9 protein-coding genes are annotated in these 9,677 nt (G+C 67.4%); 3 read left to right on the top strand and 6 right to left on the bottom strand.

Annotated features, from left to right (window positions below):
* The 6 genes from VGH54_RS26895 to VGH54_RS26870 all read right to left on the bottom strand — a co-directional run.
* Window positions 1-847: acetyl-CoA hydrolase (locus VGH54_RS26895; RefSeq protein ID WP_331515181.1), on the bottom strand; the 847-nt coding region annotated here is incomplete at its 3' end.
* Window positions 844-1,989: an acyl-CoA dehydrogenase family protein gene (locus tag VGH54_RS26890; protein WP_331515180.1), complete on the bottom strand. Its 1,146-nt coding sequence runs from the start codon at window positions 1,987-1,989 to the stop codon at window positions 844-846. The genes VGH54_RS26890 and VGH54_RS26895, both read right to left, overlap by 4 nt.
* A gap of 3 nt (window positions 1,990-1,992) precedes the next feature.
* Window positions 1,993-3,168: an acyl-CoA dehydrogenase family protein gene (locus tag VGH54_RS26885; RefSeq protein ID WP_331515179.1), complete on the bottom strand. Its 1,176-nt coding sequence runs from the start codon at window positions 3,166-3,168 to the stop codon at window positions 1,993-1,995.
* Window positions 3,165-4,655: a class I adenylate-forming enzyme family protein gene (locus tag VGH54_RS26880; RefSeq protein WP_331515178.1), complete on the bottom strand. Its 1,491-nt coding sequence runs from the start codon at window positions 4,653-4,655 to the stop codon at window positions 3,165-3,167. Before VGH54_RS26880 ends, VGH54_RS26885 begins: the two co-directional genes overlap by 4 nt.
* 26 nt (window positions 4,656-4,681) lie before the next feature.
* Window positions 4,682-5,902: a cytochrome P450 gene (locus VGH54_RS26875; RefSeq protein WP_331515177.1), complete on the bottom strand. Its 1,221-nt coding sequence runs from the start codon at window positions 5,900-5,902 to the stop codon at window positions 4,682-4,684.
* A gap of 25 nt (window positions 5,903-5,927) precedes the next feature.
* Window positions 5,928-7,082, bottom strand: a complete 1,155-nt coding sequence (locus VGH54_RS26870) for a thiolase family protein (RefSeq protein ID WP_331515176.1) — start codon at window positions 7,080-7,082, stop codon at window positions 5,928-5,930.
* 176 nt (window positions 7,083-7,258) lie between these two features.
* Here VGH54_RS26870 and VGH54_RS26865 point away from each other — a divergent pair, with 176 nt between their 5' ends.
* The 3 genes from VGH54_RS26865 to VGH54_RS26855 form a co-directional block, all read left to right on the top strand.
* Complete coding sequence (locus tag VGH54_RS26865; RefSeq protein WP_331515175.1) at window positions 7,259-8,758, top strand: fatty acid--CoA ligase family protein; 1,500 nt, start codon at window positions 7,259-7,261, stop codon at window positions 8,756-8,758.
* Window positions 8,759-8,790: 32 nt separating this feature from the next.
* Window positions 8,791-9,093 carry a hypothetical protein gene (locus tag VGH54_RS26860; RefSeq protein WP_331515174.1) on the top strand — a complete coding sequence of 101 codons (303 nt, stop codon included), beginning with the start codon at window positions 8,791-8,793 and terminating at the stop codon, window positions 9,091-9,093.
* A gap of 10 nt (window positions 9,094-9,103) precedes the next feature.
* Window positions 9,104-9,677 (top strand): hypothetical protein (locus tag VGH54_RS26855; RefSeq protein WP_331515173.1); only part of this gene is annotated, 574 nt, incomplete at its 3' end.

Here is a 9,677-nt window from a genome sequence, read left to right as displayed (position 1 = left end):
GGTCGTGGGTGTAGTCGAGCCCGTGCAGGATGGGGCGTCCGTCTGCCCAGTCGTAGAGCGAGTCGCTGCCCAGCAGATACGTCGCCGACGGGGTGCCTGCCAGTAGGCGGCGTCGGTCGAGGTCGACGACGGCGTCGGTGAGCAGGCCGGTGTCGATGTGCAACGGCACCTGTGTCCGTCGCAGCAGTGCGGTGCCGAGTTGCCCCGGCCCGTACTGGATCCGGGCTCCCTCGGGCAGCATCCGCAGTACCGCGTCGGCGAGCGCGTCGTGAATCGGCTCGGGTTCGCGCTGCGGTACTCGCACCGGCCCGCTCCCCACCGTGCCGAGGACCTCGATGCCCGACAGGTCAAGGGGAGGCCCCGCATCCGCCGCGGGCGCCGAGGTGTCGATCACCGCGAGAGTCCTAGTGCCGCTTGCAATTACCGCGCGCTGCCAGGACACCTCGGAGCCGAACTGCAGCAAGCCACCGCGTCGGACCAGCCGGGTGAGCAGCACGTCGGGCTGCAGCACGTCAGCCAAGAGCGCGGGAATCGCCGCCAGCCGCGTCGGCAGGAACCGCGCCTTCGGGCTACGCAGTACCTCGCGCACGCCCCAACCGGGCATCAACGCAACCACTTCGGCAAACGCGTCGGCGTCTAGGCCGTCGATCGGGGCGGGCAGCCAGCCCAGCACCAGCCGCACCGAGCCGACCTCGCTGGCCGCGGCGCTCAGCGCCGCGCCGACCGATCCGCCGTCGTCGAGGCAGCGCAGCGCGCCCACGCCGTCGCCGAGGGCAATCGTCATTCCGGGGCGCAGCGCAGCGCGCAGCCCGGCGGTGAGGCCGGCCGCGGTCAAACCCCCTGTCATCGCGGTTCTTTGGGAAGCCCGAGCACCCGCTCGCCGAGGATGTTGCGCTGAATCTCGCTGGTGCCGCCGAGGATGGTCTGCGCCCGCCCAACCAACATCTGGTGCACCAGCTCGTCGTCCTCGGGGTCGGTGCATGCGTCGGTACCCAGCACCTCGGTGGCCATGTCGCCCAGGTCCTGATCGGTTTCGGAGGTCATCAGCTTGAGCACCGAAAACGCCGGCGACGTGAGGTCGCCGGAGTCGATGGCGCGCTGCCAGGTGTAGCGCAGTAGCCACATCCTTGCCCACAGCCGGGTCATCGACCGCGACAGCACCGGGTCGAGCAGGTCGTGGTCACGGGCAGCATCGACCATCCGTTCGTGCAGGCGGAACATCGACACCGCCTGCGAACCCAATGTCAGGCGCTCACGCCCCAGCGTCACCATCGCCACCGTCCAGCCCTGACCGACGTCGCCGATCAGCGCGTCTTCGTCGAGTTCGGCGCCGTCGAAGAAGACTTCGTTGAACTTGCTCTCACCATCCATCTGCGTCAGTGGGCGCACCGTGACTCCTGGTGTGTCCATGGGCACCACAAACATCGACAAGCCACGGTGCTTGTCCGGACCGGTGCGGGCGAGCAGCAGCCCAAAGCGCGCCGAGGCGGCCGCCGAACTCCATACCTTCTGGCCATCGATGCGCCAACCCGTCGTGGTGCGCTCGGCACGGGTGCGGACGCCGGCGAGATCTGATCCGGCGCCGGGCTCGGAGAAGAGCTGACACCAGACGTCGTCGCCCAGCCTGATCGGCTCCAGGTACCGGTCCTTCTGTCCTCGGCTGCCGAACTTGATCAGCACTGGACCGACCAGGTCCGGACCGGTGATGTTCAGCTGACGGGGCACACCGGCTCGTGCGCACTCCTCGGCGAAGACGGCCTGGTACGCCACTGTCGCTGCGGCACCGCCGAACTCGCGCGGCCAATGCAGGCAGGCGTAGCCGTGGTCGGCGAGGTAGCGGTGCCAGACCCGGCCGGGTTCGACGTCCTCCGCGGTGGGCGTAGGCCCGTAGTTGCGCAGACCGGCCGGCCTCGGTGCGTTGCCCAGGAACAAGCTGATCTCAGCGCGCAGCGCGTCGACGTCTTCCACGACGTCAGGAGAAGCCGACACCGGTCACTCCTTCCTCAGAGTCGACGGGCCCAACGCCGACAGCCGGTCCCAGTGCTGGCCAGGAGTGCCGAACACCACCTCGTCCGTGCGGGCGCGCCGGAAGTACAAGTGTGCGGAATCCTCCCAGGTGAAGCCGATGCCGCCGTGAATCTGGACGTTCGCTTTCGCCGCGTTGCGCAGCGCCTCGGAACACACCGCCTTGGCCATGCTCGCGCGCCAGTTCGATTCGCCGGCGGCAGCAGCATGTGAATCGTCGAGCGCCTCCAGGGCCGCCTGCGAGGCCGACCGTGCCCATTCGAGATCGACCAGCATGTCCGCGCACTTGTGTTTGATGGCTTGAAAGCTGCCGATCTGCCGACCGAACTGTTCGCGGGTGCGGGCGTAGTCGCTAGCGATCTCGAGCACCCGTTCGCACGCGCCGACCTGTTCGGCAGATAGCACCGCCAGCGCAATATCGACGTGGCGGTCGACGACGTCGCCAAGGGGACCGTCGCCGGACAGCCGCAGCGCGGGTGCCGAGCTCAGCGTGATGGTGGCCATCGGCCGGGTGCCGTCGAGCACGCGTTCAGCCTCGGTGACGACGCCGTCGACGTCGGGGTCAAGCACGAACAGCGCCGGCTCGCCATCATCTGCATCTGCCACCACAATGAGGTCGTCGGCGGTGGAACCGCCCAGCACGTGGCGCACGGTGCCGTCGACAGTCCAGCCGTCCCCGGTGCGGGCGGCGCGCAGCGACACTGCGGATGGACGCCACAGCCCGCCGTCACCGGTGAGAGCTGCGGCGGCAGTGCGGCGACCTTCGATGAGCCCCGTGAGTCGCTTGTCTGCATCGGGGTCGTGCGCGGTCAGGTCCAGCAGCAGGCCGGTGGCCAGCACCGTGGAGCTGATGAACGGCACCGGGGCTAGGGCGCGGCCGAGTTCGTGGGCGACCACACCCAACGCGGACGCGCCGTAACCTGCGCCGCCGAGACGCTCTGGCAGCGCGATGGCGGCCACCCCGACCTGGTTGCACAGCACGTCCCACAGCGCGGTGTCGAAACCGGAGTGTCCGTCTGCGACGTCGCGGTCTCCCGCGCCGTACGCGACGGCGCGCACTCGGTCCTGGGGTGACAGTCGCTCGCAGGCAGAGCGCACGGATTGCGCGAGTTCCTGACGTTCGTCGGCGGACAACGCCGTCATCGAATTCCTCCTGCGATCTGCCGGGCCAGCTCGGACTTGGCAACCTTGCCGAGCCCCGTCAGCGGGAACTCGTCGACGACGACGAGCCGCTCGGGCCACTTCTGCTTCATCAGCCCGCGTGAGTCGAGGAAGGTGCAGAGCTCATCGAGGGTGACGTCGCGATGGCGTGGCGAACGGCGCACGACAGCGCACACCAGCTCGCCGCGCAGTTCGTCGGGCTGGCCCAGCACGGCGATCTCGTCGACCAGGGGATGGGCCAGCAGTTCGTTCTCGATCTCATCCGGGGCCACGTTCTCGCCCTTGCGGATGATCAGATCCTTGGTGCGACCGGTGACCACGATGCGCCCGTCCGGGCGAAGGTGACCCCGGTCGCCGCTGCAGAACCACCCGTCCGCGGTGAGCGTGTTGGCCCACTGCTCATGCTCCAGGTATCCCGGTGTCAGGTTGGCGCCGCGCAACTCGATCTCGCCGTTCGCCGCGATTCGCACCTGCGATCCAGGGATGGGCCGGCCCGCGCTGTTGGCCAGTTGCTCGTCGGTGTCAGTGGCCTGGCTGACGCAGATCATCGGCGCCTCGGTCATTCCGTAGGCATGCACCACGGGTACGCGCAGGTGTTCCCTCACCTGTCTGTGCACCTCGGGCGGGCACGCGGCACCCCCGCCGATCAGCATCCGCAGCGACGGCACCAGCAAATCGGTTGTCGGCGCGGCCATCTGAGCAGCGAGAAGCATCTGATAGAACGCGGTGCTCGCTCCGGTCACGGTCACTTGGTGCTCGGCAAGTAACGGGGGCAGGTCGTCTGCGGAAACCTTCGGGATGAGCACCACCGGAAAGTCGCCGAGCAGCGCGGTGGCGAGATAGACCATGCCGCCGACGTGCGCGATGGGGAAGGCGATCGTGCCAACCTCCCGCGGATGGGTGCCCACGCCGAGATGGGCGGCGAAGCCGCTGGCCGCGCTGAGCAAGGTCGCGTCGGTGTGGCGGACCGCTTTCGGGCGGCCGGTGGTGCCCGAGGTGAAGTACACCCAGCGCGGCTCCGCAGGGGAGTGCGGTGCTTCGTGGCTCGCGCTTGCTGCCGCCGACGTCTGGAGCCTGCGGACGAAGTCGGAAGCCACCATGACAGTTGGTATCCCACGTGCGGCATTGGCAGCCGTCGACTCGTCGACCAGGAGGATGTCGGCGCGCGCGGCCTCGACTGCCGCGCACACCTCGCGAAGCCGATAGAGGTGCAGTACCGGGGCCTGCACAACGGGCATGCGGGTCAGCGCCAGCATCACCACCGCCGCGTTGACGTGTGATGGCAGCTGCCAAGCGACCGTCATGCCGGGACGCACACCGGCATCCGCCAGCCATTGCGCGGCAGCCGATGCCAGCCCGGCGACCTGCGACACGTTGAGTGTCTCGCCGGCGACATCACGCAGCAACGGACGATCCGGTCGGCCGGCGGCGCACTCATCCAGCAGCCCGGCGATGGTGCCAGCCGTCACCGCAGTTCTCCCGTCCCAACCGGCCGTCAGCCCACCCGCGGGCCGGGCGTGAAACTAACCGGCAATTCGCGCACGGCGTACACCTCGCCCGCATCTTCGAACAGTTTCGGCTCGCCGGTCAATGCGAAATCGGGCAGCCGCTTGAGTACCTGGGTGGTCATCACGTCGAACATCAACTTGGCATAGTGCGAACCCAGGCAGCGGTGCATACCCACGCCGAAAGCCATGTGCTTCTTGGCATTCGGGCGATCGAGGTCGAGTTCGTCGGGGTTGTCGAACATCGCGGGGTCGCGGTTGGCCGCCGCCCACATCAGGATCGCCCGGTCGCCCTGGCACAGCTGCTGGCCGTGGAAGTCGGCGTCCCGCGAGACGGTGCGCGCCAGGCCGAGCGTCGGCGTGTACAGGCGCAGCAGCTCGTCGGTGGACTTCTTCACCAGGCTCGGATCGGCTGTGAACTTTGCGCGCAACTCGGCGTCCTTGCACAGCCGCAACAGCACATTGCCGGTGAAGCCACTGGTGGTGTCCATTCCGCCGAGCATCATCAGCACCGTGTACATGGTGATCTGGCCGTCGTCGAGCGGTTCGCCATTCAGCGTTCCGCGCAGGATGTCGCTGAACAAGTCGTCGCCGAGTCCTTCGGCGCGGCGCTGCTCCATGTGTTTGCCGATCTCGCCGAACATCTCCATCCCGGCGATTGCGGCCTTTTCCGGATCATGCGCACGGTCGTGCACGGTGGTATGCACCCAGCCGACCCAGTCCATGAACCGCGACTCGTCGAAGTTCAACAGCCGCAGGATCAATCGCGCGGGCAGCGGTGTCGTCAGCTCACCGACGAGGTCACACTCGCCGCGCTCGATGAAGGCATCGATCGCTTCATTGGTCATCTCGATGGCGGACTTGCGGAATCGCTCCGCCGAACCCGGTGAGAAGCGCTTGAGGGTGACGTCACGCAATTCCTGGGTCTCCGGAGGATCCGACTCGATCGGCAGGATCGGCAACGGGAGCTCACTGGCCGGCACACCCACAGACGGATAGGAGTTGAACAGGTCGTCGTCGCGGGCCGCCTCGAACACCGACGCGTAGTCGACCAGCGCCCAGAAGCCCTCGTAATGCTCGGAATGTGCGACCGGACAGCCCGATTCGCGCATCTGACGGAACCGGCTATAGGGGTCCTCGCGGAATTCGGGCGAGTGGTGGTCGAGGTCGACCTCGGCGCGCGGGCGCGATTCCGCCTGGGTGTCGGTCATCGGCAGTACTCCCTTCGGTTGGCGGCTACTTGGAGAGGATGGCGACGGCTGCGGTTCCGGGTGCCCCGTACAGCTGGGCCAGCCCGACCTGTGGATCGTTGGGTACCTGACGGTCACCTGCGTGGCCGCGTAGTTGCTGGACCAGCTCGTAAATCTGACGGAGGCCGGATGCGCCGACCGGTTCGCCGTTGGCCAGCAGGCCACCGTCGGTGTTGACGGGCAGCCGCCCGCCGATCTTGGTGGCGCCGTCGGCGAGCAGCGCTTCCTGTTCGCCGTCCTTGCAGAGTCCCGTCTCGGCCATGTGGATGATCTCGGACCCGGAATCGGTGTCCTGCAGTTGAGCAACGTCGACGTCCTCGGGGCCGATGCCGGCCAACTCGTAGGCGGCGCGGGCGGCCTCGGCGGTGGTGCCGGGCACGATCGGCAGCTCGATCGAGGTGCGCAGCAGTTCGTAGGCGCCTTCGCGGCGGCTGCGCAGCGCAGTCGAGCGCAGGTAGATCGGAGTGTCGGTGTACTGCTTGGCTTTATCGGCCCGGCACACCACCACGGCGGCAGCGCCTTCGTTCGGGTTGCAGTACATGTATTGGCGCAGCGGGGCGTTCACGATCGGCGACTTCAGGATCGCGTCGACGCTCATCGGCTTGCGGCGCCATGCATGCGGCGCCAGCGCACCGTTGTCCAAGTTCTTGGCGGCCACGCGGGCCAGCGTCTCCTCGGTGATGCCGTGATCGTGCATGTAGCGCATGATCTTGGTGCCGAAGTAGTGCGTGGTCAGGAACATCCCCTGATCGCCGTACCACTGGGGCAACCCCGACACGGACGGGTCGGCGCCGAAGGCGCCGCGCGGATGCTTGTCCAGTCCGACGCCGACCGCAATATCGGCTTCGCCGAGTTGGACGTCTCGCGCGGCCAGGGTCAACAGTGAGTTACCGGTCGCGCAGCCGCTCAGCGTGGCCCGCGCCGGGACGCCGGTCATGCCGGCCAGTCCCGTCACCGCCTCGGGGTTAGCCACCTCGAGGCTGCCCGCGTACAGGCTGCCCACGTCCGACCAGTGCACCCCAGCGTCGCGCAGCGCCCTGCTGATCGCCACCGCGCCCATCTCCAGCGCCGACCGGTCCTCGTACCGCCCGAACGGATGAAGGCCGACCCCGATGATGGCGACGTCGGGCGTGCTGCTCATTGCGTTCCCTCCTGCATGCGTCACCGTCGAACCAGCCGCCGACAGGAGTGCGCGTTGACTCAGATCCCACTAAGCCTATAACTATATATCTGATTCGTTGGGCCCGGGTCTAGAATCGGATCGCCGCCCGGGGGACGGCGCCAGGGCACTAATTCGCAGGGTGAAGGCTGAGGGCTTTGAGCATTTCGTTGCTTCTGGAGATGGCGGTATCCGGTGATCCCGACCGGGTTGCCGTGGTGGACGGCGACATTCGGTTGACCACCGCGGGTCTCAGCGGGCTCGCCGACGGCGGCGCGGGCGTGATGACCGCATCCGGTGCGTCCCACGTCGTCTATGTCGGCACCGGGGGAGTGCTGCTCCCTCTGCTGTTGTTCTCGTCGGCCCGCGCGAACACGGCGTTCACGCCGCTGAACTATCGGCTGAGTCCGGATGGGCTGGGACAGCTCATCGATCGGCTATCCGATCCGCTAATCGTGGTCGACGTCGAGTACCGCGACGTCGTGACCGGTTCCGGTGATCGGGTGATGACCTCCGACGAGTTCATCGAGGCCGCGCGATCCGCCGAGCCCGTCTCGGCCTTCGCCGACCCCGACGACGTGGCGGTGGTGTTGTTCACCTCGGGTACCACGTCGCGGCCCAAAGCCGTTGAGCTGACTCACAACAACCTGACCAGTTATGTCACCGGCACCGTCGAGTTCGGTTCGGCTGATCCCGCCGACGCGGCGCTGGTGTGCGTGCCGCCCTATCACATCGCGGGGGTCGGGGCCGCATTGTCAAACCTGTACGCCGGGCGGGCGATCGTGTACCTGCGCCGGTTCGATCCCCAGGAATGGGTGCGGCTGGTCCGTGACGAGCGGGTCACCACCGCGACGGTGGTGCCGACCATGCTGTCCCGCATCGTCGCGGTCATCGAGGAGCAGTCCGCCGAGCTTCCGACGCTGCGCAACTTCGCCTACGGCGGATCGAAGGTGGCGCGGCCGTTGGTCCGTAGGGCGCTCGACCTGCTACCGCAGGTCGGCTTTGTCAACGCTTATGGGCTGACCGAGACCAGTTCGACCATTGCAGTGCTCACGCCGGAGGACCACCGCTTGGCCCAGGCGGCGCGAGACGACGCCGTCGCCCGGCGATTGGGCTCGGTCGGTCGCCCAGTCCCCGACATCGAGGTGCAGATCCGCGCGGAGGATGGCACCGTGCTCGGACCGGGTGAAACCGGTGAGCTGTTCGTGCGAGGCCCGCAGGTCTCGGGCCGTTACGCCGAGATCGGTTCGGTGCTCGATGCGCAGGGCTGGTTCCCGACTAGGGACGTTGCGACGCTGGATGAGGACGGCTACCTGTTCATCGGCGGTCGGTCCGACGACACCATCATCCGGGGCGGCGAGAACATCGCGCCGTCGGAAATCGAGGACGTGCTCGTCGAGCACCCCGACGTCCGCGAGGTCGTCGTCGTCGGACTGGATGACGCCGAGTGGGGCCAGATCATCGTGGCGGTGATCGTGCCCGAGGCCGGCGCCGCGCCGACACCCGAGCAGCTGCGCGACTTCACCCGCGCCACGTTGCGCGGCTCCCGCACACCGGACCGCATCGTGTTTCGAGAGGAGCTGCCGACCACGCCGACCGGCAAGGTGTTGCGTCGGGAGATCCTTGACGACCTCAAGCCGGCGGCTGCCGAGCACTGAATCTCCTCCCTCGAGACACCAAGGAGTCCGACATGATCAAGAACGGCACGCGCCTGCAGAGTCAGGTGTGTGACACCCAGGTGATCGTCGTCAAAGCCGCTGAGAGCCTGGACGATCTGCGTTGCGGGGGCCGGCCGATGCTGCCACTGGACGCCGACCGTCCCACGGACGCCGCGCCTGACCCGGCCTTCGCTGACGGCAGCACGATGGGCAAGCGCTACGTCGACGACGGCGACGCCGAAGTGCTGGTCACCAAAGCCGGCGCCGGCTCACTCAGCGTCGGCTCGACGCCGCTGGTGTTGAAGGAAGCCAAGCCGCTGCCGGCGAGCGACTGATATGACACCTATGAGCGACAGCGTGCTTGCCGCTGGAGATCTGCCCCCATCCAACGCCCCCTGGCTGATGGAGGTTGGCGGTTGGATCGTCTTCGGTCTGGTGGCCGCGTACCTGCTCTACCGCTGGCGCAAGAATGGCCGGCCCGACACCGCCGCGCTGCTCTTCATCGGGTGCTTCACCATGTGGTGGCAGGAGTTCTACGCCGACTGGGGTGCCTACCTTTACTACAACCCGGATCTGGCCCTGCTGCCCTGGGGCAAGACCCCGTACACCACCCCGAACAAACCGGTGTACGTGTTGGCCGGCTACGGCTGGTTCTATGCCGGCGGATTCGCGGCCGTGTTGAACCTGTTCCAGTGGTTCCGGCGGCGCCATCCTTCAGTGAATTACCCTGCCGCTCTGTTGATCACCGTGTTCGTTCCGTTCATCCTGTGGAACTTCCTGACGGCCGACGCGGTGTCCTACGTGACGAACTGGTTCCAATATCTGCAGTCGATCGGGCCGACCATCCACACCAACAAGGGTGGGCTTCAGCTCATTTATCAAGGTATTCCGTTGGCCTTCTTCGCCGTCGCCACGGTTG

It is taken from the genome of Mycobacterium sp. (assembly GCF_036488105.1).
In the GTDB taxonomy this organism is placed as follows: domain Bacteria; phylum Actinomycetota; class Actinomycetes; order Mycobacteriales; family Mycobacteriaceae; genus Mycobacterium.
Note: the sequence above shows the minus strand (reverse complement) of the source record. Positions and strands in the feature narration are given on the sequence as shown.